Origin of the sequence: Shewanella morhuae, from assembly GCF_003028295.1 — a bacterium.
In the GTDB taxonomy this organism is placed as follows: domain Bacteria; phylum Pseudomonadota; class Gammaproteobacteria; order Enterobacterales; family Shewanellaceae; genus Shewanella; species Shewanella morhuae.
Genome location: NZ_PYSG01000002.1, coordinates 2,983,121 through 3,007,599 on the forward strand (window position 1 = coordinate 2,983,121; position 24,479 = coordinate 3,007,599).

Consider the following 24,479-nt stretch of genomic DNA (forward strand, 5'->3'; position numbering starts at 1 on the left):
TTACCAACCCGACTGACGATCCTGATAAGATTTTTGCGGATCTTTAAGCTGGCGCGTGGCCGCTATTTTACTATTTTTGCCTAACAACAACCGAATTTGGCTAATTGACTCTCGGCAAAGTAGGCTGCGAATAGAAGCCGTCCAACTACGGTTAATACTGAGTTTAATGGCTGCGGCGGCGTCAGGAGAGGTCTGCATCAGTTGAATAGCCAATTGCTGCGCGCTCACCATCGGCGTTTTGCTCACTTGCGTTACCAGCCCTAATGTTAGCGCTTCATGGCTTTCGAGCACTTTGGCTGTAAGGCTCAATAGCATAGCTTGATCCTTAGGCATAATTTGCCGTAAGGCGACCAGCCCTGCCATATCGGGCACGAGCCCCCATTTCGCTTCCATAATAGATAACTTACTCTCTGTACTTGCGATACGCACATCGGCACCTAAAGCGATTTGCATACCACCACCATAACAACACCCCTCAAGTACAGCGATAACCGGTACTGGTAGAGTTTGCCAACCTAAAGATACCCGCTGCGCCAAGTTCGCATTACCGGGCAAAAGCTTAAACAATAACTTAAGCGCTTGCATCGGTGCCGACATCACACTTTTCACATCCAACCCTGAGCTAAAGTGGCCTCCCGCACCAGAAAGGATCACCGCACGCACCGTAGGATCAGCTTTGATACTTTTAATTGCGCTATCGAGCTCGCTAAACATGGCATAGTTAATCGCATTCATTTTCTCGGGGCGATTTAACAACACATAGGCGATACCATCATCGACGTTAACTTGCACACTTTGGCTACTCATAAAATATTCCGTTACTGGTCAGTCCAGAACAAATGTTAACACGTTTAAAATGCTTCGTTAAAATATATAAGCTGGACTTGCCCGAAGAATATAATTCGTCAGTCGAATCCGAAAGATAAGTGTTATCTTTAGTAAATGGGCAAACAAGGATCATTAGTCAGCATGTCAATACCTGTACTTATCTGTGACGATTCCGCCATGGCACGTAAACAAATGGCTCGAACACTCCCTAAAGAATGGGATGTGGAAATTACCTATGCGGCCAATGGTGCCGAGGGGCTTGATGCCATTAGAGCCGGAAAAGGCGAAGTGGTGTTCCTCGATCTCAATATGCCTGTGATGGACGGTTATGAAGTATTACAAACCGTGCAGCAACAGGATCTACCCGCATTAATTATTGTGGTCTCAGGTGATATTCAAATTAAAGCCCACGAACGAGTTAAAGCTTTGGGAGCATTAGATTTTATCCAAAAACCCGTTAGTGCTGATGCCGTTAGTAATATTTTACAAGATTACGGCATCTTAACCCTGACACAAAAAGATATCGCCGACGAAGCCCCAATGATGAAAGTCGATTTACGCGATGCTTGTCAAGAAATCGCTAACGTTGCCATGGGGCGCGCCGCCGATCTATTAGCTAAATTACTCGATGTATTCGTATTATTACCCATCCCTAATGTGAACGTGCTGGAAGTGAGTGAGCTCACCATGGCGCTCAAATCTACAGAAGAAAGTGAAACCGTATCGGCACTGTGCCAAGGGTTTATCGGTGCGGGAATTGCGGGTGAGGCACTGCTGTTATTCCATGATTCTAGCTTTAAAGACATGGCAAAACTGATGGGGCTGGCCAATCCTGAAGATAAAAATACCGAAATAGAAGTGTTGATTGACACCGGAAACGTACTGATTGGCGCCTTTCTCAGTGGTATTTCTGAACAACTCGATATGAAATTCAGCCAAAATCACCCTATTGTGCTGGGGCGCCAATGTACGGTAAATGAGCTGATCCACGATAATGCCGAAAAATGGCATCGCACGTTGGCAATGGAGATTAATTACCGCATTGAAGATCATAATATTCAATGTGATTTGCTACTGCTCTTTACCGAAGACTCCATTCCTACACTGAGCTATAAACTCGGCTATTTACTCGATTAATCAGTTGGATGCTACTTTATGTCAAATGACCAAAGCGCAATGAACGAACTACATTGGCTTATCGATATGGTGCAAACCATAGAGGTAGGATTAGTGGTATTAGATCGCCATTACAATATCCAACTGTGGAATGGTTTTATGGAGAATCACAGTGGTGTTTCTCCTAATTCGATCAAAGGCCAAAATCTATTTACCCGCTTTCCCGATCTGCCAGATACTTGGTTAAAGCAGAAAATGGAATCGGTTTTTATGCTTAAAAATCGTGCATTTATCAGCTGGGAACAACGTCCATACGTTTTTAAATTTAAAAATTATCGCCCAATTACCGGTCGCGCTGATTTTATGTACCAAAATGTCACCTTGCTACCACTAGCCTCACTCACAGGCCAAATTACCCATATCAGCGTAATTATTTATGACGTGACTGATATCGCTATCAACAAGTTACAATTGAAAGCCGCTAACGAGCAGCTCCAACGTCTTAGCCAAATTGATGGCCTCACTCAGTTATATAACCGTCGCTATTGGCAAGAATGCTTAAATCATGAGTACGATTTACATGCTCGTTATTCAGATATCGCCAGTTTAGTTTTGCTAGATATTGATAACTTCAAGCATATCAACGACAGCTATGGGCATTTAGTCGGTGACAAAGTGATTCAGCATATTGCACACCTACTCAGCCAATCCCTACGCGAGACCGATTGCGCTGGGCGTTATGGTGGCGAAGAATTTACCGTCATATTACCCAAAACCAGTGGCGCTGATGCGATAAGGTTTACCGAGCGACTCAGGGAGAAAATTGCCTCATCGGTCATCACCTATGAAAACCTTAAGATCACCGTAACGGTTAGTTTAGGCGCATGTGAAATAGGCTCTGATATTACCAGTAGCTCTAATTGGATTTTGTGCGCCGACAAAGCTCTCTACGAGGCAAAGGAAAAGGGCCGCAACTGCAGTGTTTTATATACTTCAAACCAATAACCCATAAATATACCTAATAAAAATGCCCATCAATGATGGGCATTTTTATTTATAATCAGTGACTAATACGCAATAGAAAATTAATGGGGAAAACCATCATCCTCTTCTTCTTCGTCATCTTCATAGTCTTCGTCATCCATATCATCGCCGACGTAATAAGTCCCCCAACCGTCGTAATCGACTTTCTGCTTATTTGCTAATTGCAATAATTGCTCAGAGGCTTTATCGAGTAATGCAATATCCAGTTTATGATGCGCGACGGCATCGAAACAGAAGATAATAGAACCGTCTTCTAAATCCATTTCTTCGGCGTCATTCACCTCAAAGCCTAATTTGAATGCATCTACTGCGGCTTTTTCAAGGCGATCAAAATTAGTCGAAGAAAAATGATGCTCAATTACGTATTCTGCATCCGGATCAGAACCATCATCAAACAAGGATTGAACTATGTCACGGTTCTCGGCAAGTTGAGCTTTTAACTGACTTTCAATAGACATGGATTTGTCTCCGTTAAGGTAACGTTGTCACTAATGAGGCTATTATACGTCATCGCTCGTAAGAGTTTTACCCATAAGTGCAGCTGCTTCTTGATTTATCTCTGCGAATTTGGCTGACATACTGGCATGGATCTGCGCAGAAAAGTTTTTCACCTCTGTTTTATCCACATCCGCAGTAGGCACTGGCGCCATCATATCGATAATCACCACACCATTATTCCAACGATTTAGCTTAATATGGCTCTGGCATGAGGCCACCACTGGCACCACTGGTACTCCAGCAGCAATCGCAGTATGAAAAGCGCCCGCTTTAAACGGTAACAGACCGCGACCCCGAGAACGGGTACCTTCAGGAAAAATCCACACTGATAAATTATTCTGCTTAATTTTTTCAACCGTCTTAGACATAGTATCAAAAGCACTGTGACGATTTTTGCGGTCAATAAGAATATTGCCCGACAACCAATAGATTTGACCGAACAATGGCATCCACAACAAACTTTTTTTACCTAAACTAACCGTACCTTTAGGCACTGCAGCCGTGTGAGTGAAAAGATCGAAATTATTCTGATGATTGGCTAAGAAAATATAAGGACCATCCTGCACATCTTTATGTCGACGTACTATGACTTTGATCCCAAGAATCGGTGCAACCGATGAGAAAATCTTGGCGAACATATGTACATTGTCACGGTGGCGAGGTCTTAATGCACACACTAAGCCACCAAAAATAAACGCCAGTAACAAGGATACCGCCAACAACACAGATCTTACGATTAAAAGCACGATTGACTCCGATGATAAAAGTGGCGACAGTATAGCCACCATGGCTTTGGGACTCAATATATTGTTTACATCTGTAAGCTGACTTGCTAACAAGCACACAAAAAAGCCCATAGATATACTGAAAATCCAGTGTATCTATGGGCTTTTATATCAATATTTATCTAAGCGTGGTGCTTTGGCAGGATTTCAGATTCCGTAGCCTGAGGCGCAACTTTAGCCAGCAGAAAACGAAATACTAAGGCGCTTACGGCCAACGTCGCGACTATCGCCGCACCGCTGGGCAGATCTAATGTGGCCGACAGGACTAATCCTAAAACATAACCCAATAAACCGACTAAGTAAGCATAAAATAACCGACCTTTGCCGCGGTACTTGTTCAGTGCTAAAGCCGGTAATATCAAGGTACTGAATACCAGATAAACGCCAACTAATTCAACCGACAAGGTAATAACCAACGCAAACAGCAGATAGAATCCTGCACCATCCAAAATATGGGGACGCAGGAATATCGCCAATAACACTAGTAAATACACCACTGCCGGCAAAATCAGTTGTGACCAACTCACCCACAGAATCTGACCTGACATCAATTGCTTTAACAGCTCGGCGCCATGCGGGTCATTCGCCAGCAGCAACATAGCCGCTACTGCAGACAACACATAAAAGCAGCCGATCATGGCCTCCAACTCACCCGCCATCCGCTTAGATAACCAAGCGATAAACCCTGCGCCCGCGAGGGCAAACAGCGCTGGCATCCACACATTAGCAAACGGCATGTCTTCTAATCTGTGGTCCATGTGAGCAACAATTGCGCCTAAGGCGGCAACTTGCGCTATCGCTAAATCGATAAAGATGATGCCACGCTTAAGTACTTGTCTTCCAAGTACAATATGTGTCGACAACACTAAGATCCCCGCCGCCAATGCAGGCAACAAAATCGACATCAGTTCAAGATCAAACATAGGTTTATTTCACTCCATTTAAGAGGGAAATCACGCTGTCATAAAGGCCAAATAGATCTTGGCTACTATCATTGCCACCCACAGACATAGGCAGTACCACTACGGGCAAGTTTGCTTTTTCACCGAGCCATTTTGCACCGCGCTCATCTTGATAAGAGGCGACAACTATTGCGAGAATATCCCCTTGTTCTGCGCGCGCTAGCAGGCTCGCTAAGTGGCCGCTAGTAGGCGCCAAACCCGGTTTAGGCTCTAAATCAGCCACTTGCTCAACACCAATCCAGTTGAATAGATATCTGAAGCTTGAGTGGTAAGCAATCACTTTTTTACCCTGCAATCCCTTAGCTTGCGCTTCCCAACGTGGCATTGCGGTTTGCCAGCGAGTGGTAAAATCAGCCAGTGACGTTTGATAAGCGGCCGCGCCAGCAGGATCTAACTGAGTCAATTTAGCACTTAGCGCCGTTGCGACTTTTAATAGGCGCGTTGGGTCAAAATGGATATGTGGATTGCCTTGGGCATGCACATCACCCATGCTGCGATCGACACTGGCCAGCTTATCTAAAGTCTCGATTTGATCGGCAGCAAAAAATAAGCCTTGATCAGTCGAGCGCACATTCGCGTTTGCCGACTTCATCTGCAGCATAGGTAACCAACCCACTTCAAGATCGGCACCGGCGCAGACGACAAGATCCGCCTGTCGCATTTTGGCGATCAAGCTCGGACGTGCCTGCACTTGGTGTGGGTCCTGAAATGCCGTCGTCGCCGAATAGATATTGGCCGTAGGAGCCAGCTCCTTCGTTAACGCCGCATATTCAGGTTCGCAGGCAAACACATTCAGTTCAGCGTGAGCCAAACCGGTATAAGTGATAGATAAGGCCACTGCGGCCACTTTAGCTAAATTAGAATTGATGTGCACCGTGAGCCCCCAGAGACATAATATATTGAATAGTAAAGATGTTATCGTCTTCTATGCCATCGAAATTAGTACCATTTTGATGGGTATACTGAAAACGAACCGTTGAAAAATGGCTCGAATGCCAAGCCAAACTCACTTCTGACTCCTTCAATTTTTGCTCATGAAAATGATCATCATGCAGCTCTTGCGTATCAGCTTCACCGTAACGCACGCCCGCTGACCAGCTAGGCGTGAATTGGTACACACTGCTCAAATACCAACCTTGATGGTAATCTTTGCTCGGCGCATCCTCAGGATGTAAGTCGGTCGGGGTAAAATCACTTACGCGGAAATACTCACCGCTCACGCTTAGATTTTGATATTTGTAGTTGCCGTTAGGTGCCCACTTATATACAAAATCAGCGCCATAGGTATTTTGCCCCGTGTAAGATGCGGCGTGGCTATGATCATGACCCTCAACAGCTTCATGCTCGTCCTCGGTTTCATGCTCTTCATGGGGAGTTACTTGGCCATTCTCGTTTCGTAAGTAACTCAAGCCCGCTTGCCATGAGCTATTATCGCCTATGTCACCACCCACTTTTGAATACAAGGTGTACACACCGACATTTTTAAACTCACGCTCACCATGCTCATCAGCGGCGCGTAAACTCTCGCCCTTAAAGGCTTCAACACCCATGGTCCAATACAAATCCGTTGGTGCGACATAGTTCAAACGCACACCATCATCAAAATAATGGCCGCCTAAAAATGCACGATAAGCAATAGGGCGATCGGTGAAGGAATCTGTGTGTAAATGTTGGTTATTGAGGTAACCAATGTCCGATAAAAAACGACCACCACGAATAGAGAACCCCGCTGGCATAGCCATGGTTTGAATAAAAGCTTCCTCAAGATTCAGCTCGGTATCACCGTCGTGCATTTCAACCACAGCAGTGACTTTACCGTAAAACATATCGTCAATATTGGCGCTTAAGGCTAACTCAGTCTCACCTAAACCAAAACCATCTGGACTTTCGGCTAATGGACGTTCACCTGTTTGATAGTAACCATTTAATACGGCACTGATAGCAGGGTTAGTAAGGCTCGAATCTTCAGCCCATAGGCTCGGCGAAATAAGCGCACACGCTAAAGCCACCAAGGAAACTCGGGTATTTAACACAGTCATGATATCTCCAAAATACAACTAGCACTCGACGACTAATATAAAGTCATCAAGAAATACAATAAGTTAAAATGTTTAAGTTGATTTAGAGAGCGTAGGGAGGCGCACGACTGCGGTAAACACTGACGTGTTTAAAAGTAGAAGGAGGTAAAATAAACTCGACCACATCGAAATGCTGTATAACTAAATTTAGCGTTAGCGCTTGGGTCGGGATAATCTTGTTGAGTTGATGCTGATGGAAGCACAGCGTACAGTGGGTCTTAGCGCCATCATCAAGATGGGTCACACTATGGGCTGAGGCGGCAAAAGACAGCATTATCAATACGGCAGAAAGCCATATTGAAATCGTGCGTCTTATGTGACGTTTAAGTCTCACTCAGTCGTCCCCATAGTTAAAAAGTGGCACAAGTTTATGTCAGTGCGATAGTAAGTTGCAATAAGGTAATCATCTTGCAAAGGGTTACAAGATGTGTGCTGTGCTCAATCATACCCGTAAGGTCAGATAAGGCTCGGCCTGAAACCCTAGCGAAGATGCGCATTTAAGCTTAACTTAAGTGAGTGTAACTATAGTGTATTTAGTTTTTAATTAGGTGTATTTAGTTTTTATGTCGGCGAGCATAACGAAGAAGTTGAGCTCGATATGGCGCCACTTCTATCCAGCAAAAGGCAATGTTCATGCTAACATTTTTTCGTAATAACTTAGGGCTTATCTTAGGGATCGTGATCTTCAGCGTAGTGATTTTTGGTGGGATTTATTACGTTGAGCATTCATTAGCAGGTCAAGAACAAGTCGTGCAGTAAGCTATTACGCCATGCGTTAAATATCTATTCGCACAGCGTTACTGACGTTATATTGGGTACTGGTGAAAGGTGCTCAATATGCGGTATTGTTTATAAAACTACCCCCTCCAAACTAACGGTACTTCTGCCGTTGATCGCTATCATCAACTTGTTCTGGTGCTTCTTTGGTGACGAGTTGATCCATAAAGTGACTGACAAATAATAACATTAGCGAAAAAATCATCACTGGGATCATAATATTACGCACCGAAGCATCGAAGTAACTATAGGCGGCTGTAAAAGCGCTTAAATAAAATCCCAATAGCTTCAATTTACCAAATACAGGGTTATGACCCAGCCAAGCCATGCAATGGGGACAACGTACCTCAGCATCAAATCCACCGCCCCTTTGCTGGCTGATATCACTAACTTTGATGTATTGATGGCAATGGGAACACAACATGAAACACACTTCCTAAGTAACGATGCACTAATTTATCGGTTTGTATCTGAACACGCCCTAAAATGGGATTATCCTTATAAAAATAGATATATCATTAATTGCGGCTAAGACGAAAAGCTCAATAATAAAGCGCCCTAAGGCGCTGTCACTATGTGAATATTAGCTAGACAGGTGCTATTTAAAACTGCACATCACCGCTTAAATGCGGTCGACGACCTTTGCTGTCGCGTAATTCAAAAATCATCTTATCGACACTTTTTTCATAGCTAAAGCCAACATCGGCAGGCATCAACAACGGCAGCTTAAAAGTTACATCAACAGTGAACGGACGCTCGCCGATACTTGGCATTAACTCTGCCAAACAACGCGCCTTAGACCACATGCCATGGGCGAGCACGCGATCAAAACCAAAGCGTTTTGAAAGCACTGGATGCAAATGAATCAAATTATAGTCACCAGATGCCTTAGCGTAACGACGACCTAAATCGTCACTCAAACTCCAACTCTGTGGTGTTTCCCATGCCATATCAATGGCTTTAGGTGGACGCACACGTCGCCCTGCAACATCAATACGATATAAATAGGTTGATAGTGATTCCCAAACGAGCTCATCTCCAACAAATACCTTAGAAACAAATTCAAACTCTAAACCCGAATCTGTTTCACGACTTGTCGCCAGAGCACATTCGAAGGAAAATGTTTCGTTAATCGTCACGGGACGATACACCTGAATACGGTTCTTTAAGTGGATCATGCCAAGCAGTGGAAAAGTGATGCCATCGTGGGTAAAAATCACCGCATGTAGACGAAATGCCATCACGTAGAGATAAGTTGGCGGCAGGACTTTACCATCAAATTGAAAATCACAAACCTGTGCGTATTGACTGACTTTAGCTTCAGATAAGATCACGCGTGGCGTAGTTACTTTAATGTAGGGTAACGGTTGCTGATCCCAACCCGGCTTACGGCCAAAGAAGATCTTGCGATAAAGAGAAAACAGCGATGGCATCGCGCTCAATTCAACACAATATGCATTATTCAAATCTGAGTACCTTTTAATTAACTGTCCCTTGACACAAAATGTATCGCATACATCATTTCCACGCAGTCGAATAACAACTGTTTAATCAAACAGATAACGAGTATGAAATAGGTAAAGCTGCGTCTTAGTAAGGGCTGATGCTGACTCTTCGAATGGGCAGTGATTGAGCCAGGCTTGTTTCAAACTAGTCGATTATAACCCACAGAACAGAGCCCTGTGTATCACTAAGTTTCACAGATAAAAACAATTACAATAAAATCAATGTTTTAAAAATCAGCATTATGCCGTAATTCAACAGTACAGGGTTATAACATCTCCTGAGTGCTAAAAATTTACGCTTGTGCCACACTAGCGCCCCAGCCTCTTTATCCTAGTTATCACGTGCAAGATAAGAATTTTGATAAGCTCGCGCAAAAATTTGCGAAAAACATTTATGGTACCCCAAAAGGTGAAATTCGTGCTGCGGTACTGTGGCGCGATCTTGCCCCTGCGCTGGCGAATATTGGTGAGAAGAAACTGAGGATATTAGATGCCGGCGGTGGCTTTGGCTACTTTAGCCAAAAATTAGCCCGCCTCGGCCATGAAGTTGTATTGTGCGACATTTCAGCTGAAATGCTCGCCCAAGCAAAAGAGCAGATAGAGGCATCACCAACGCCATTAGCCATCCAGCTTATCCACGCTCCTATCCAAGCACTGTCGGTCGATAACCACGGCTATTTCGATATCATTTTGTGTCATGCCGTTGTCGAATGGTTAGTGGATGCTAAAACCACTATGGCAGGGTTAATCAGCATGCTAAAACCCAACGGATTATTCTCGTTAATGTTTTATAACAAAGAGGCTATGCGCTTTCATGCTTTAGTGTCGGGTAACTTCGATTACGTCGCCGCAGATCTAAAAGTGAGGAAAAAAGTCAAGCTTACGCCAACTCATCCACTTTATATTCAAGAAGTTAAAGGCTGGTTTAGCGATTGGCACATGTCACTTATCAGCCAGTCGGGCGTGCGCGTGATCCACGACTATTTAAAAAAGAGCCAGCCTGCCGATTTCGATTACCAAAAACTACTGCAAATGGAACTCGAGTACTCACAACGCGAGCCCTATATTTCCCTCGGTCGATATGTGCACTTTTTAGGGCAAAGCCCAGCAGTTTAAGGCTATTACCTTAAATGGTTACTCACATACTTCCTTCCAGCAGGCGTTAACTTTGGCGCCTGCCTGTTTTAGCAATTGCACCACACTTTTGTCGCCGACTACATGGCCAGCGCCGACTACCACAAATAAAGGTGCAGCTACGTCAGCCGAACCCATTAATTTTATAATGCCATCGGCCATCACATGATTACGCTGCCAGAGGATCTTTTCTAGCATTTGAGTATCGTCCTCTCCGCCCATTTGCTGCTGCATTATGCTATCGAGCCCAATTTCATTGCCCGAGCGCCAAGCCGTAATTAACGATAAAAGCTCGTCATCCGAAGCGCTAATGGCTTCACGCACCATAGACCATTGCTCTTGACTACCAAAAGACGCTAATAACTGAAATTGCGACTCTGCCGTTTCAAGTTGATACACAGGTAAAGCGGCATAACGAGTCATCAACTGCATATCGACACCATAATCAGTACTGTAACCTAATGCGTTATAACGCATTAGGTTAACTTGGGTGGCTTGTAGCCAAGGCGCGAAGGATTGAATTAACTGACAAACATTGGCAGCAGATGCACAATAAGGCGCCATGATCTGCAGCGTATTTTTATCTCGGCTCTGCCAATCTAGCCCCTTAGTTTTATCGGCACGGCCATATTGCTGCAACAAGGCGATACTATCGGCTTTATTAATATCGACTTCGACCACTAGGCCACGAGCTTTGCCCAGAGCAGCTTCAATTTGAGCGGGTAAAGGATAAAAATCGGCACGACCAATATGAATCGAACCCAGTAAATACGCAGTCTTACCGTGCCATTGCACTTGGTAAAATGGCGGTTTATCTGTTTCAGCACCCGCGACTTGGATACTGAAACCCATAAAAGCCAGTAAACAGATTGATACTATTAATCGCCATTGGCTTGTTGCCATATCCTTTGCCCCTTATAATTCCTGCAAATTTTGCCATGAGACGCTGTTATGCCACACACTAAGGTTATAGAGCAACTGAAAGAGAACCTTCAAATCGCCTATCGCCAAGCCATAGACGCTGACGCTAAATTAGATGAGCTAAAGAAAGCTGGCCATGGAAACTTCACCAGTATATTCACGGCAGAACAAGGTTTTGTTGCTTCGAGTAATCGTTTTCTGCCGTATGTACAAGAGTTGGTCGATGACTTAACTTGTATGGAAGAAAATCCAGCGCTGGATCTTAAAGAACTTGAGACCTACGTGCGTCAGCTTGGTGCATTGCTGCAAATGCTACAAGCCTTTAAGAAACAAAGCTAGTTAACCTGAACTCGGGATAACGAGTGTCGAAAAATCTAAATTTAACAAACTAAATCAATGCTATAAATGATTAATTTGAAAATAAAAATCTATTTTCTGACTGAATGCGCAGATTTTTGCGCATATCAAGGCGCTCTGTCTAACCATAGCGAGCTATGGTTAGACAGGACAGAGCAACGCAGAGAGGCCCGAAAAGATACCTATTCAGCGGCTCCCTAGCTCAGGTTAGTTACATAAAGAGCTGAAACTCATCGATGAATTTCAGCTCTTTATTGCTGCACATTAACACACAACATAATATCTAAAGCGCCCATCAAGTCGTTATTTCAAATGATATTCAATATATTAGAATATTAGATCTACTATTTTGAAGATTTGAGCAGCAGATAAAAATAGGCTAACCCCACAAGTAACGGGCTTAGCCTATGAGATTCTATCGATTATGGCCAGCAGGCTTTAAGTACTTAAACCTTAATGACCGATAAAGTGATTACAGCTGTGGTGCAATCGTTTTCTTTAACCATTCAGTTAGCATCTTAGTTTCGTAAATAAAGGGTTTATCCGTTGATGAATGGATCCCACCTAAAAAGCCCATATCTGACAATTTTTCATCACCGACAATAATCACTTTGTCATTTTCTAAAATTTGATAAGTAAAAGCCATTCTTGGGGGATAAAGATCTTTAATAACACGTAAATCATCGGGGGTTGCACCAAAAGTGGGTCGCATATCGCCGGCAAGATCAACATCAGTCATTGTCATTTCAAGCTTTTGATTAGGCTTTAAAATCTTTGATGCTTCTTTACTGATATTTTTAGTTAAGGTTTCAAATAACCGCTTTTCATAACGGGATTGGATCTCTCCGGATGATTTTATATCACGAAAATCTTTAGGATTTTGCCAAGTAATTTTAACCATTCCATCTTCAGTAACTGGGTTCACTGGCGTCTCGTCGGCCGCCCAAGCTGCACTACAACTCAACACACTTGCGAGTATAAGGGACTGAATTTTCATATTTGCCTCCAAGGCTTCAATAACTTTCTGTGAACTACAGTACAAAATCTAACCTGAACTTGGGCTTAATGTAAAGCTGATATAAATACAACCAATTCAATGTAAACCATTGTATAAATAAACAAATACCCTACTTAAGCACTATGTTATACGTATCGTTTTGTATCTACATGTAACTGGTAGTGATAAAGTTACTAATTTGTAATATTTTTTAGCGCATAAGCATCAAAAAAGCGTTATCCTTCCGCTATTGTTCACATAGCTTGTTTAATAACATGAAATTCCCCGTGATCCCTGTGTTCATTCTGATCCTATTTAGCTGCGTTGTCAGTGCGATTTGGTTTATCTCTCCAGCAGACAAAGATACTGGCCCTAAAACTTGGTCGGCCTTTATCTACAATCATGGCTATAACTCTGGAAAGTATAAAAAAACTGATAACTTTGATAGCTATGATGCCTGTAGCGATTTTGCGCGCCAGCAATCTGCTTTCTACGACGACGCGCCTTGGGAATGCGGTTCTATGTGCCAGTTTGATACTCGCAAGCAAGGATTTCAATGCATAGAAATGAAAAATGAACATTAACTAACTGTTCAGTATTGGTTCAATATTTATACAATAAGCTAAGCCCATCACAGTACAACTCAACTCGTTTTCTTTACCGTCTAGGGATGCACGATTTAGAACTAACGAATTAAACGTAATTGTTAATTTGGAGCTCACCTATGCACGTAAAAATAGCGAACGTAACAACCACTCATCCATCCAGCTTATTGTCATGTAAACAGGCTTTACTGACGCTGCTGACACTTGGAACTAGCCTAAGCTTTTCAAGCTCTGCAGCACCATTAACCATAGTTCAACAACAGGCGGTTAACACCCACTTTAGCAAATTGGCTCAGGTGCAAAATACCGCCGAAGCTCAAATGACTGAGCAGCTGCAGCAAGATTTTAATCAGCAACTAACTCTACATGAGCACAAACTGATGAAAAGTATCTGCCCTAAATACGGCATGACCTTTGATGTCAGCACTAATGCCTGCTTACGCTGATAATTTATTTTACTGATTAAAAAGGAAAACGTGCACTGAGTTCAGGGTATTGCAACTTTAAATCCTTGGGCTTAGTGCTAAATTTTTTCCCCACGGGTGTCGCTTTACCCGATGGCATAAAGGGTAACTCATCACCGGTTCTATCTTCGTACAATTGCCCAGCAATAAGATCATACTCATCGACAAAGGGGTACGCATACGCATCTTTTTCTGGCCAAGCAGCTAAACGCGCTAAAATGTCTGGTTGATTCACCACACCATCGTAAATTTCTTTGCCAAGTGAAATTAAAAAACACCTAAATTCAGCAAAGGCGTATTCAGAATCACAACCCGTAATAATATAAGCTGCGCCCCAAACCGGCCATAAATAGCTACGGCGCATCTGCTGACCAAAGATTTTATCAAAGGCTTTTAACTCTTCATTACTTAACTCGGCGAGGTTCTGTTTTAGTGCTTGAGTCAAAGACTCCTGCGATTGCGCCGCTTCCGTTCGCGTGACTAAACCCCAAAACTCAGTTTCTGTCATAAATTCCACCTATTTAGCACCCTAGAAAAAGGGCATATTCTACACGATATTGCAGTTATGCTGGACTCGGATTCGCGCATTTCTTACACTTGCTTACCTTCTTCGTTACCGGCCTACAGATCAATCCATGCCTAAACGCCTTATGCTACTTATCGCTTTATATTACTGTTGCTGTATTGCTGCACTTTTACGGGCAGTGATGGCCCAATCCTTTGATATATTTACCCTGAGTGTATTTCCTGTGCTGATCGGTATGTTAATGCGTACACCTTGGTCAAGTTTAATGTTGAAAATTTTTATTGGTATGCAAACCCTAGGCTTTTCCGCCCTCGCGATTACAGCCATTATTGCTTATCGCATTACACCTGAAGATGTAAAAGTGGTTATTTCAGGCCACAACATTCCCATATTGCCACTGACGGCGAGCATGATTTTCATTTTACTCATACAATATTGGGCAGCATTTTCTAAGGTGACGAGTCAATATTTGACCCGCCAAACGCAGTGATGGACATTTGTGACTAAGCTGTTATTAATAGCTTAGTCACCCGAAGAAAATAGCCGCGATTCTTAACTTGATAACGTGAAGTAAACTATGAGCCATTTATTGCCCAGCGAACTTTCTATTCTTTTAGTCGAGCCTTCAGAGACACAGCGTCGAATTATTATTCAGCGTTTACAACAGGAAGGCATTCTCAGTATTCAAACCGCAGAAAATATTGAAGCGGCGAAAGAAATTATTACTCGTCATAAACCTGATCTTATTGCCAGCGCCATGCATTTTGATGACGGCACTGCCATAGAGCTTTTGAGCTATTTAAGAGCTAAACCCGACTGTAAAGATATTCAGTTTATGTTGGTCTCTAGCGAGTGTCGCCGTGAACAACTTGAAATATTCCGTCAATCGGGCGTGGTGGCAATTCTTCCTAAGCCTTTCAGTGCAGAGCATTTGGGGACAGCTTTGAATGCGACGATTGATTTACTCAGCCACGATGAACTCGACCTCAGTAACTTTGACGTGCAGGATGTACGCGTATTAGTTGTTGATGATAGCCGTATGGCAAGGAACGTGATTAAACGCACTATTACTAACTTAGGTATGAAACTCATTACCGAGGCCGAAGATGGTGCGCAGGCCATTGAATTGATGAAACACAATATGTTTGACTTAGTGATCACCGACTACAATATGCCCAGTGTAGATGGCCTAGCTCTCACTCAATTTATTCGCAATGAAAGTTTACAAGCGCATATTCCTATCTTAATGGTCTCGTCTGAAGCCAACGATACCCATCTGAGTAATGTATCTCAAGCGGGCGTCAATGCCTTATGTGATAAGCCCTTTGAACCCAAGCTAGTTAAAAAATTACTTTACCAATTGTTAGAAGAATAAAATCTAAGTCACGAACTGAGTAAATATTCTGCACTTTACTGAATATCCTGCAGTAAGCAGAGCGCAAAAGACTTTCCAAGCGCTAAACCTTATGGCATGTTAGGCACGCTAATTTCAAATAAATCTACGGAAAGAAGAGACAATAAAAATGAACAAAACTGAACTTATTGCCAAAATTGCAGAAAATGCCGATCTAACGAAAGTTGAAGCCGCACGTGCATTGAAGTCTTTTGAAGCAGCAATTACCGAATCAATGAAAAATGGTGACAAAATCTCCATCGTAGGTTTCGGTTCTTTTGAAACAGCGACTCGTGCCGCTCGCACTGGCCGTAACCCACAAACGGGTAAAGAAATTCAAATTGCAGAAGCGACTGTACCTAAGTTTAAAGCGGGTAAGACCCTACGCGACAGCCTAAACTAAGTTAGTCATATCAAAACAACGCCTCCATAGTGAGGCGTTTTTTTTGCCTTATCCCAATGAAGTCTTGAGCGTTTTTCGCACAACAAAAGTGCACCTCTGCCTCATAAACTGACAAGCAAATATATTCCCCCCACTCATAATCATCTAACACATTGTTTTATATGTAATTGTAATAATGGCATGTGATTCGCAAATCCCTCATTAGAAATAACCAAGATGCACTAATGACCACTGTTTACTTAGGTGTGCCACTGGTGAATCGATAAATAAGTCAATCGAGGGGATGAGCATGAAGAAATCACTGTATAGCGTTTTGGCTTTATCGACGACAATGATACTGGCTGGCAATGCCTTTGCAGCCGTATCAGGCAACATTGGTGGTACCTCTAATTACCTATGGCGCGGTGCAACCCAAACCAAGGACGCGGTCGCAATCCAAGGGGGTATTGACTATAGCCATGATGCTGGATTTTATGCGGGTACTTGGGTATCGAATGTGGACTTTGGCGACGATACTAGCTACGAGCTGGATCTCTACGCCGGTTATGGCGGCAGTATTACTGACGATATTAGCTACGATTTTGGCTACCTCTACTACGCCTATCCAGACGCTCCTGGCAGCATTGATTTTGGTGAACTCCATGCTGCAGTAACGTGGAAGTGGCTTGAACTCGGTTACTCCCATGTCATCAATGCCGGTGACGATGTCGCAGCAGAGCCTTTAGATAATAAAGATCTCAGCTATCTTGCCGCAACTGTCTCTGTGCCTCTTACCGAGAAGCTAAGCTTATCGGTGCACTATGGTTACTCAAGCGGTGATGTTGTTCAATCTTGGTTTGGCGAAGATAATTATGCCGACTATAACGTCACACTCAGCGCAGACACCAGCATGGGCACAGTGTCGTTTATGGTGTCAGATACCGATCTTAGCGATGATGATGCCAAACTGGTACTCGGCTATTCCTACAGTTTTGATCTTTAGGCTTAAGCCTGAACTCGGGATAAGCTCCCTACATAAATAAAAACGCCACCTTAAGCGGTGGCGTTATTTTATAACTATCATCGATTAGGCGATGATTGGCCTGTTCGTTTTACGGGCTGCGACCATTTTCTCAATATATTCAACAATTGGCTCAGTGACCGAAACCCCTGTAGTTTGCTCAATACCTTCGATACCGGGCGCCGAATTAACCTCTAAGACTAAGGGGCCGCGGTTAGAGCGTAAAATATCCACCCCCGCAACAACCAAGCCCATGGCTTTCACTGCCGCAATCGCCATCTTACGCTCTGTAGCGGTGATTTTAACCACCTCGCCACAGCCACCTAAATGCAGATTGGAGCGAAAGTCGCCCTCTGGTCCTTGGCGCTTCATAGAGGCTATGACTTTATCACCAATAACAAAACAACGAATATCACTGCCATTGGATTCTTTAATGTATTCCTGCACTAAGATATTCGCTTTAAGCCCTAAAAATGCTTCTATCACACTCTCTGCAGCCGTTTTGGTCTCAGCTAATACCACGCCAATACCTTGAGTACCTTCGAGTAGCTTAATCACTAATGGAGCGCCACCCACCATATTGATGAGATCAGGGATATCGTTGGGCTTATTTGCAAAACCTGTCACTGGCATACCAATCCCTTTACGGGAAAGTAATTGCAACGCCCGCAGCTTATCCCGAGAACGTGCAATAGAGATTGAATCGTTAGCCGCATACACGCCCATCATTTCAAACTGACGTACCACAGCACAACCATAAAAAGTCACGCTGGCATGAATACGCGGAATAATGGCATCAAACCCAACGAGTTCAGTACCTTCATAATGAATACTCGGTTTAATGGAGTTGATATTCATATAGCAGTTCAGTGTATTGATCACGACCGCCTCATGTCCGCGTTTTTGACATGCTTCCACTAATCGTTGTGTTGAATATAACTGCGGAAATTGAGATAAAATGCCTATTTTCATGGCTGAGTGACCAACGTAAGTGTGTGTGGATAAATCGTTCTGTAGTATCAAATACGCCACAACAGAAAAGGGGCAGATATTTGTCTATATCTGAGTGTAAAGCAAGAAAATACTGCTAACCAGATGAAATCAGTATGCTATTACAATACTGCGAGGTACCTTACATTCGCACTTGTGTAGGGGTTAACAAAGGTAAAATATATTTCGCCTCAAATGTCATTGCATCGAGCGGTGGCGAAAATAAATACCCCTGTAATACAGTGCAATGGCGAGAAGTGCAAAACTCAGCTTGTTGCATTGTCTCTACCCCTTCGGCAACCGATATCACATTAAAACCATGGGCGAAATTAAATAATGCCGTGAGCAAACGGGTATCTTTTTCATCTTTGTCATAGCTTGCGATAAAACTTTTATCGATTTTCAGTACGCTAATCGGAAATAGTTTGATGTGCTCTAAAGATGAAAAGCCAGTACCAAAATCATCTAAGGCAAAACGCACTCCTAATTGAGCAATTTTATCGAGCTCTTTTGCGTGTTCATGGGGATCTTCAATAAGGCAATTTTCAGTAATTTCGAGCTCTAATGCGCTAGGAGGTAATCCTGTAAGCTGCAACGCGTGCACAATTTTATCAAATAGACGTCCATTATCAATTTGAGACGCCGAGAGATTAACAGCGATGGTAAATGTGAGTCCTGTCGGCAGTAATTGCGTTAGCCAACGCTGCGCCTGAGCGCAAGCTTGTTCAAGTACCCAATCCCCAATTTCAGCCATTAAACCTATCTCAACGGCTATGGGTAAAAATTGATCTGGGCCGATAATGCCATCTGTAGGATGCTGCCAACGGATAAGGGCTTCCATACCCACAAGTTGGTGTGTTTTTGCATTGACTTGTACTTGATAGAACACCTTAAACTCATTGCGCTTTAAGGCCATACGTAAACTTGACTCAATATGATTACGATATCGTACTTCTTTATCTAACGCCTCTGAGTAAAACTGGATTTGATTTCGTCCCATTTTCTTTGCACGATACATAGCAATATCAGCACTTTTCATCAGTTCTTCACTGTTTGAAGCCGCCTCATTATAAAAAGCCACACCAATACTAGCGCCTATAAATACATCATTATCGCCAAGACAAAAGATTTCTTCGAAGGCTTTTAATAAGCGATTTGCCACTATCATAGGAAAATATTGATGTTCATCATCAGTCACTAGTACGACAAATTCATCGCCACCTAAACGGGCAAGGACATCACCATCACGTAGCAAATCGTTTAATCGTGATGCCACTTGGACTAATAGCGTATCTCCAACTTGATGACCTAATGTGTCATTTATTGCTTTAAAGTCATCGAGGTCTAATAGAATGACGGCTAAAAAATCATTGCTGCGTTTCACTCTAGCAATGGCACGATTTAGGCATAGTTCAAAACCGTAGCGATTTACAAGCTTAGTGAGGGAGTCGTGCTCTGCGAGCTCTTTCAACTTTTGGTGGCTGTTACGTAATGCTAACGCCATCGAAGATCGTTGTTTCGCGTAGCGGATAGCGCGGGTTAATATCCGTGAGTTAACTTCATCTTTAAGTAAAAAGTCCTGTGCGCCCAGCTCAATACAGCGTTGCGCTAATTTCTCATCTTCATAACGACTTAACATAACCACGACCGTCTGATCTTGGGTCATCGCATTGAGCTTAATCAATACTTCTAATCCATTGGCGTCGGGCAATAAATAATCTAATAAAATGCCGTCAAAATGACGCTCTAACGCTAAGTTCAAACCATCAAAGGCACAATTAGCTTCGACTACATTAAACGTCAACTTTGATTGCCTAAGTGCTCTGATGATCGCCGTTCTATCAACTTCGTCATCATCGATTAGTAGTAAATCCATATACTCACCCTATGCAGATGGAAGCTCAACGATGCGCCAATAACCCTCGAGCATATTAAAAATGTGGTTAAAGCCGTCTTTCATCTTAGTTTTAACCATATAGCCCGCCACGTGATGACTATAAGCCTGCATCCTATCCTCATCGGTACTTGACGTCGTCAGCATAAAAACCACTGCAGAAGTGAGCGCTGGATCGGCACGTATTTGTTCAAGAAACTCAAAACCATTCATTCTGGGCATATTTAAATCCAGTAGAATAAGATACGGACCTTTAATCCCATCAACACTCGTAAGGATAGATAATGCTTCAATTCCGTCTCGAGCCCGTACGATAGGGTTAAGTAATCGTAGTTGCTGCATCGCTCGCTGCACGGCCATATAGTCCACATCATCATCGTCAACCAGTAAAATAGTAACCTGCTGATATTGATTGACTGCACTCATAAAGCCTCCTTACGGCTAATCTGCTTTGGCCAACTGAAGCGAAAACAACAACCCCGACCTGCTGATTGAAGTTGGATTTTACCGCCTATGCTTTCAACCGTTTTTTTAACGAGAGATAGGCCAAGACCACTACCTTCAACCTCATCTCTTGGTTTAAGCGTTTGAAACATTTGAAATATTTTTTCGTGATATGAGCTTGATATACCAGGGCCATCATCATTCACACTAAACCAATAATATTCATCAATCAATTCGCATGAGACCGTTATTACACCGGTTTCTTGGTCATGATGCTTAATCGCATTACTGATTAAATTTCGTAACACCAACTCTAATAATACTCTCACGGTATGAAACTGTGGGAACTCACCTTTTAGTGCTAATTCGAATCCTTTTGGCGGTGCAACCAAAGCAAACATATCTTCAATTAGCTGCCGACTATTGACTTCAACCGTTTCATTGTCGACACGCCCAATGCGTGAAAACATCAACAGCCCGTCGAGTAACAATACCATTCGATGAATACGGCTTTGAATAAGCCTCAGATACTTATGGATATCCTCATTAGTATTATCGGCTAAATCTTCAGACAGCCACGAGGTGAGTTGCTCTATCCCCCTCAGTGGTGATTTCAAATCGTGGGAGGCTATATAAGCAAATCTATCTAGCTCTTGGTTAATACGCTCCAGTTCTTGCGTATGTTCAGCTCGCTGAATTTCAATACGTTTACGTTCAGACACATTATTAATCGTCGCAAGAATAGAAATGCCCTGACTAAAATGGATTGGCGTTAGCCCCACTTCAATGGCAAGCCGGCTACCATCCTTACAGCAGCCAAATAAGTCATCACGCATCGACATATTTTTGGCTATCGGTTGCGCTAGGTACTGGCTCATGTGCTGCTGATGGATATTTCTTAGCGCTTCGGGCAACAACATATTGATTGAGCGCCCGAGCAACTCGTCTCTAGCATAACCAAATAAACGTTCGGCGTGAGTATTGACTAACGTAATACACCCCGCTTTATCGATCATTAGCAGCGCGCTGGGGGAGGCTTCAATCACTAATCTAAAGCGTTTTTCGTTAGCAATTAACTCAGAGGTCAATTGGGACTCTTTATACCGATTGCGTGCCATAACAAGCACTGAGTAAAACAACGCTAAAATAAAAGTACAACCGATGAACTGTAACCAAAGGCCTTGGGATTCTTCTGATTGTGAGATAAAACGCGATTGTGATGAGATATCTAAACGCCAAACTTGCCCACCCATGGTTTCATTATGTGAGTGATAAAACACATCCTGCTGTCGGGGTAATACCTTACTGCTAGCAAACATTAAACTATCAGCACTGGCCTGTGCGTTTTCATAAATGGCAAGTTTAAGGCCAGAGAAACGGTCGCCCATAATCCCTTGCATAAAATCATCCATCCTAAATGCTGCATAAACGAGTCCGGTAGCAGATTGTTTACGCTCAATCTCTGTGGTCGCTAAACCTTGATAAAGGGCTAAATACATTAAAAATCCCGCTTGGGTATTATCTAACCCATCTTGAACCAAGGTAACTTTACCCGAGACCATTGGTAGCCCTGTCGCAATTGCGTTATCTATCGCTTTACGCCTATTCGCCTCAGAGCACATGTCATAGCCTAGCGCCATTTGATTAAGCCAATCAAAAGGCTCTAGGTATAAAATCGTACAATATTGATCACGCAGCCCTTCTGGATATACCTGGTAATTTTTATAGTCTTCGGTCTGAATGCGCTTAACCTGGGTTTTTAATGTGTCAGGCTTAAGCAATAAAGCATAACCAAACCCCTGAAACCCTGGGTAATAATCAGATAGCCTGGCATTAACAACATAGGTTTGCCATTCTGTACGAGTCACATCACTTGATGATAACAACAAGCCGACCCCACCGCGTAATACTTGCTCATAGGCTAACATTCGGCGACTTACCGCTTCAGTTAGCTCTTGAACATTATTCTCAAATCGCTCTTCTCCTCTATCCCTAAGATATTCTTCAAGCACGTACCAAGAAATTCCCATAAAAAAGATCGCTGCCACTATCATCAGCCAGCTAGAACTTAATACGCTAAAGTAAATTTTGTTAGATTCATCAGGAGATTTAGAAAACGCATCCTTGTCCATTAAAGCCTATTCCTTAGCAATATATTGGCAGTCACACTATGCTCAGTGTTGTAGAGATTGTTGCTAAATTCAAGTTTATCCTACGATTTAAGCCAGATGAGCCTAAATACTGCTATGTCACTAATGTGCCCTCAATCACAAAGTAAGCAATAACTAAATTAACAAAATACCCGGTAATTCTCTCGGACTTGCCCTAAAACGCAGTGAATTGACTCGTTCAGCCCACGGACAAAAAGTTTTACCCATAATCGTAAAATTTTTTGCTTTTCTGCCACACTCTTTTTAGTTAGAAAGTCGTTAGGAACAACTAGAGGAATTCGTTATGGCTCATATTACTGAAGTCGTGCCCAACGATACTGAACTTGAGGCAATGACCAACCCCAAAAACAGTAAAGCTGTTGAAACAATGCAACATAGACGTGAGGTCAAAAGACGTTTAGAGGACTACCTCGAACGGGCAGAGTTAAAACGCGCATTAGGAGATGACGATTTTTTCTAGCCTTGCATTTTTGACTCGTGCCTCGATTGAGTGGACATCCACTACCATGCCCACTCACTTAATTTATCGTTTCTGAAATGCAAAATTATGGGTGATTGAATCGACTAAATCTGTATATCTAGTCCGATAAAACACTACACTTTTAATGTTACTGTGTTTTTTTACTCCTTTTATAGGCTTGAGTTTTAATCAACAGCCATTCAGCCTTTGCGCCCAAATATACATATGCCCCTAACCCCACTAACAAACCGACTACCGCTAACATCATCCAGATTGCAGGCTCTATATATTGTTTTTCACCCAGTGACGCCTTAAACATAGTCAATAAAGCCTCAATCGAAATGGCAATGAGGATGGTAGAAACAAACCGCGTAATGGTTCGCCTTGTTGAGCTGTGGCGAAAAATATCTTTATGCATTAGGACTTCTTCTTCAAGAATCGTTTTCCCGAGATCAAAAATCGCGAGAGCAAGCGTCATAAAAATAATAATCCCAAAAGGTTGCAGCGGATCTTGACCAATAATATCAACCGTAAATAAGCCGTAGATATCCCGTAATGCGGTCCAAATCAATACAGCCACCAGCACAAACAGCCCTGCTACTATCACACCATAAACCGCTTTAAACGCCGGAGTCACACGCCTTCTGGCACTATCTCCCATCATAAATTCAATCAAACGGGTCAAGTCCACATCTATCACTAAAAAGCCCAGTTTTTGTTCCTGTTGATAAACCGCCAAGGAGGCAGAAAGGCATAAGTTACCGCTGGCATTAGATAAATAAGGCCGCGTGATGTTTACGCCATCGGACTCATCACGATTGATAAAATAAGGCCTTTGGCTACGATCGCGATTACCACCTAACGGAATTAACTCAATTTGGCGATCTACCACGGCGATATTCTGGCTTATTTGCAACCCTTTACTATTAAGTAAATACATCAGTTCAACAAAGGGATAGCTCTTTGCTACCCCTTTCATCGTTTTAATATTCACCTGAGGTTGTTGAAATAACTCGGCATCGGCCATCCCCGTTAGAATCGATTCCATCAGTTCATGCACAGTGGCTTCAAATTCGTGATACCGCTCGATCACGCTCAAATAACTCATCGCTGCCATTATTAACTCT

At 42.9% G+C, this 24,479-nt stretch carries 29 protein-coding genes; 12 read left to right on the plus strand and 17 right to left on the minus strand.

The window, feature by feature from the left end; genetic code table 11:
- Nucleotides 1-807, minus strand: coding sequence for a crotonase/enoyl-CoA hydratase family protein (locus C9I43_RS13500; RefSeq protein WP_107883763.1), 807 nt, complete (start codon nt 805-807; stop codon nt 1-3).
- 162 nt (nt 808-969) lie between these two features.
- Here C9I43_RS13500 and C9I43_RS13505 point away from each other — a divergent pair, with 162 nt between their 5' ends.
- Together C9I43_RS13505 and C9I43_RS13510 are read left to right on the plus strand one after the other, a co-directional pair.
- Nucleotides 970-1,965 (plus strand): response regulator, encoded by a 996-nt coding sequence (locus C9I43_RS13505; RefSeq protein WP_107883764.1) that lies wholly within the window; start codon nt 970-972, stop codon nt 1,963-1,965.
- A gap of 18 nt (nt 1,966-1,983) precedes the next feature.
- Nucleotides 1,984-2,949: a sensor domain-containing diguanylate cyclase gene (locus C9I43_RS13510; protein ID WP_107883765.1), complete on the plus strand. Its 966-nt coding sequence runs from the start codon at nt 1,984-1,986 to the stop codon at nt 2,947-2,949.
- Between the two features lie 80 nt (nt 2,950-3,029).
- Here the strand turns inward: C9I43_RS13510 and rraB are convergent, their stop codons facing one another.
- The 6 genes from rraB to C9I43_RS13540 all read right to left on the minus strand — a co-directional run bounded on the left by rraB (nt 3,030) and on the right by C9I43_RS13540 (nt 7,645).
- The gene (rraB, locus tag C9I43_RS13515; protein ID WP_076498549.1) at nt 3,030-3,446 is read right to left on the minus strand and encodes a ribonuclease E inhibitor RraB; all 417 of its coding nucleotides are present in this window, start codon (nt 3,444-3,446) and stop codon (nt 3,030-3,032) included.
- A gap of 42 nt (nt 3,447-3,488) precedes the next feature.
- Nucleotides 3,489-4,232 carry a 1-acylglycerol-3-phosphate O-acyltransferase gene (locus tag C9I43_RS13520; protein WP_076499047.1) on the minus strand — a complete coding sequence of 248 codons (744 nt, stop codon included), beginning with the start codon at nt 4,230-4,232 and terminating at the stop codon, nt 3,489-3,491.
- Nucleotides 4,233-4,393: 161 nt separating this feature from the next.
- Nucleotides 4,394-5,194: a metal ABC transporter permease gene (locus C9I43_RS13525; RefSeq protein ID WP_107883766.1), complete on the minus strand. Its 801-nt coding sequence runs from the start codon at nt 5,192-5,194 to the stop codon at nt 4,394-4,396.
- A gap of 4 nt (nt 5,195-5,198) precedes the next feature.
- The gene (locus C9I43_RS13530) at nt 5,199-6,107 is read right to left on the minus strand and encodes a metal ABC transporter solute-binding protein, Zn/Mn family (protein WP_076498555.1); all 909 of its coding nucleotides are present in this window, start codon (nt 6,105-6,107) and stop codon (nt 5,199-5,201) included.
- Nucleotides 6,091-7,272 carry a porin family protein gene (locus tag C9I43_RS13535; protein ID WP_107883767.1) on the minus strand — a complete coding sequence of 394 codons (1,182 nt, stop codon included), beginning with the start codon at nt 7,270-7,272 and terminating at the stop codon, nt 6,091-6,093. Before C9I43_RS13535 ends, C9I43_RS13530 begins: the two co-directional genes overlap by 17 nt.
- A gap of 82 nt (nt 7,273-7,354) precedes the next feature.
- On the minus strand, nt 7,355-7,645 hold the full coding sequence (locus C9I43_RS13540; RefSeq protein ID WP_076498561.1) for an ABC-type zinc uptake system zinc chaperone: 291 nt from the start codon (nt 7,643-7,645) through the stop codon (nt 7,355-7,357).
- Nucleotides 7,646-7,944: 299 nt separating this feature from the next.
- On the opposite strand from C9I43_RS13540, the gene C9I43_RS19080 reads away from it, so the two are divergent.
- Nucleotides 7,945-8,070 (plus strand): hypothetical protein, encoded by a 126-nt coding sequence (locus C9I43_RS19080; RefSeq protein ID WP_107883768.1) that lies wholly within the window; start codon nt 7,945-7,947, stop codon nt 8,068-8,070.
- Nucleotides 8,071-8,182: 112 nt separating this feature from the next.
- On the opposite strand, the gene C9I43_RS13550 is transcribed toward C9I43_RS19080, so the two are convergent.
- Both C9I43_RS13550 and C9I43_RS13555 read right to left on the minus strand, forming a co-directional pair.
- Nucleotides 8,183-8,512, minus strand: a complete 330-nt coding sequence (locus C9I43_RS13550) for a hypothetical protein (RefSeq protein WP_107883769.1) — start codon at nt 8,510-8,512, stop codon at nt 8,183-8,185.
- Nucleotides 8,513-8,690: 178 nt separating this feature from the next.
- A complete protein-coding gene (locus C9I43_RS13555) occupies nt 8,691-9,521 on the minus strand; it encodes a MaoC/PaaZ C-terminal domain-containing protein (protein WP_107884174.1) in 831 nt (276 codons plus the stop codon).
- A gap of 414 nt (nt 9,522-9,935) precedes the next feature.
- Here C9I43_RS13555 and C9I43_RS13560 point away from each other — a divergent pair, with 414 nt between their 5' ends.
- Nucleotides 9,936-10,709 (plus strand): methyltransferase domain-containing protein, encoded by a 774-nt coding sequence (locus C9I43_RS13560; protein WP_107884176.1) that lies wholly within the window; start codon nt 9,936-9,938, stop codon nt 10,707-10,709.
- Between the two features lie 18 nt (nt 10,710-10,727).
- Here the strand turns inward: C9I43_RS13560 and C9I43_RS13565 are convergent, their stop codons facing one another.
- The gene (locus tag C9I43_RS13565) at nt 10,728-11,630 is read right to left on the minus strand and encodes a TraB/GumN family protein (protein WP_107883770.1); all 903 of its coding nucleotides are present in this window, start codon (nt 11,628-11,630) and stop codon (nt 10,728-10,730) included.
- 48 nt (nt 11,631-11,678) lie between these two features.
- Here C9I43_RS13565 and C9I43_RS13570 point away from each other — a divergent pair, with 48 nt between their 5' ends.
- Nucleotides 11,679-11,987 (plus strand): prephenate dehydrogenase, encoded by a 309-nt coding sequence (locus tag C9I43_RS13570; RefSeq protein ID WP_076498569.1) that lies wholly within the window; start codon nt 11,679-11,681, stop codon nt 11,985-11,987.
- Between the two features lie 490 nt (nt 11,988-12,477).
- Here the strand turns inward: C9I43_RS13570 and C9I43_RS13575 are convergent, their stop codons facing one another.
- Nucleotides 12,478-13,002: a DUF3016 domain-containing protein gene (locus C9I43_RS13575; RefSeq protein ID WP_107883771.1), complete on the minus strand. Its 525-nt coding sequence runs from the start codon at nt 13,000-13,002 to the stop codon at nt 12,478-12,480.
- 275 nt (nt 13,003-13,277) lie between these two features.
- On the opposite strand from C9I43_RS13575, the gene C9I43_RS13580 reads away from it, so the two are divergent.
- Together C9I43_RS13580 and C9I43_RS13585 are read left to right on the plus strand one after the other, a co-directional pair.
- Nucleotides 13,278-13,586: a hypothetical protein gene (locus C9I43_RS13580; RefSeq protein WP_076498573.1), complete on the plus strand. Its 309-nt coding sequence runs from the start codon at nt 13,278-13,280 to the stop codon at nt 13,584-13,586.
- A gap of 140 nt (nt 13,587-13,726) precedes the next feature.
- Nucleotides 13,727-14,053 carry a hypothetical protein gene (locus C9I43_RS13585; protein ID WP_107883772.1) on the plus strand — a complete coding sequence of 109 codons (327 nt, stop codon included), beginning with the start codon at nt 13,727-13,729 and terminating at the stop codon, nt 14,051-14,053.
- A 16-nt stretch (nt 14,054-14,069) separates the two neighbouring features.
- On the opposite strand, the gene C9I43_RS13590 is transcribed toward C9I43_RS13585, so the two are convergent.
- Nucleotides 14,070-14,579 carry a DUF4240 domain-containing protein gene (locus C9I43_RS13590; RefSeq protein WP_107883773.1) on the minus strand — a complete coding sequence of 170 codons (510 nt, stop codon included), beginning with the start codon at nt 14,577-14,579 and terminating at the stop codon, nt 14,070-14,072.
- A gap of 127 nt (nt 14,580-14,706) precedes the next feature.
- Between C9I43_RS13590 and C9I43_RS13595 the strand changes: the two genes are divergently transcribed.
- The 4 genes from C9I43_RS13595 to C9I43_RS13610 all read left to right on the plus strand — a co-directional run bounded on the left by C9I43_RS13595 (nt 14,707) and on the right by C9I43_RS13610 (nt 17,375).
- The gene (locus tag C9I43_RS13595) at nt 14,707-15,087 is read left to right on the plus strand and encodes a hypothetical protein (RefSeq protein WP_107883774.1); all 381 of its coding nucleotides are present in this window, start codon (nt 14,707-14,709) and stop codon (nt 15,085-15,087) included.
- An 87-nt stretch (nt 15,088-15,174) separates the two neighbouring features.
- Nucleotides 15,175-15,972, plus strand: a complete 798-nt coding sequence (locus C9I43_RS13600; RefSeq protein WP_107883775.1) for a response regulator — start codon at nt 15,175-15,177, stop codon at nt 15,970-15,972.
- Between the two features lie 148 nt (nt 15,973-16,120).
- The gene (locus C9I43_RS13605) at nt 16,121-16,393 is read left to right on the plus strand and encodes an HU family DNA-binding protein (RefSeq protein WP_076498582.1); all 273 of its coding nucleotides are present in this window, start codon (nt 16,121-16,123) and stop codon (nt 16,391-16,393) included.
- 289 nt (nt 16,394-16,682) lie between these two features.
- Nucleotides 16,683-17,375 carry a TorF family putative porin gene (locus C9I43_RS13610; protein ID WP_076498585.1) on the plus strand — a complete coding sequence of 231 codons (693 nt, stop codon included), beginning with the start codon at nt 16,683-16,685 and terminating at the stop codon, nt 17,373-17,375.
- Between the two features lie 84 nt (nt 17,376-17,459).
- Here the strand turns inward: C9I43_RS13610 and rimK are convergent, their stop codons facing one another.
- The 4 genes from rimK to C9I43_RS13630 all read right to left on the minus strand — a co-directional run bounded on the left by rimK (nt 17,460) and on the right by C9I43_RS13630 (nt 22,853).
- A complete protein-coding gene (rimK, locus tag C9I43_RS13615; RefSeq protein WP_107883776.1) occupies nt 17,460-18,365 on the minus strand; it encodes a 30S ribosomal protein S6--L-glutamate ligase in 906 nt (301 codons plus the stop codon).
- 160 nt (nt 18,366-18,525) lie between these two features.
- Nucleotides 18,526-20,259: a putative bifunctional diguanylate cyclase/phosphodiesterase gene (locus C9I43_RS13620; protein ID WP_076498591.1), complete on the minus strand. Its 1,734-nt coding sequence runs from the start codon at nt 20,257-20,259 to the stop codon at nt 18,526-18,528.
- Between the two features lie 9 nt (nt 20,260-20,268).
- On the minus strand, nt 20,269-20,703 hold the full coding sequence (locus tag C9I43_RS13625; protein ID WP_076498593.1) for a response regulator: 435 nt from the start codon (nt 20,701-20,703) through the stop codon (nt 20,269-20,271).
- Entirely contained in the window at nt 20,700-22,853 is a 2,154-nt protein-coding gene (locus C9I43_RS13630) for a CHASE domain-containing sensor histidine kinase (protein ID WP_107883777.1), read from the minus strand. Before C9I43_RS13630 ends, C9I43_RS13625 begins: the two co-directional genes overlap by 4 nt.
- A 322-nt stretch (nt 22,854-23,175) precedes the next feature.
- Here C9I43_RS13630 and C9I43_RS13635 point away from each other — a divergent pair, with 322 nt between their 5' ends.
- Nucleotides 23,176-23,352 carry a PA3496 family putative envelope integrity protein gene (locus C9I43_RS13635; protein ID WP_107883778.1) on the plus strand — a complete coding sequence of 59 codons (177 nt, stop codon included), beginning with the start codon at nt 23,176-23,178 and terminating at the stop codon, nt 23,350-23,352.
- 148 nt (nt 23,353-23,500) lie between these two features.
- Here the strand turns inward: C9I43_RS13635 and C9I43_RS13640 are convergent, their stop codons facing one another.
- A complete protein-coding gene (locus tag C9I43_RS13640) occupies nt 23,501-24,469 on the minus strand; it encodes a PDC sensor domain-containing protein (RefSeq protein ID WP_107884178.1) in 969 nt (322 codons plus the stop codon).
- Between the last annotated feature and the right edge of the window lie 10 nt (nt 24,470-24,479).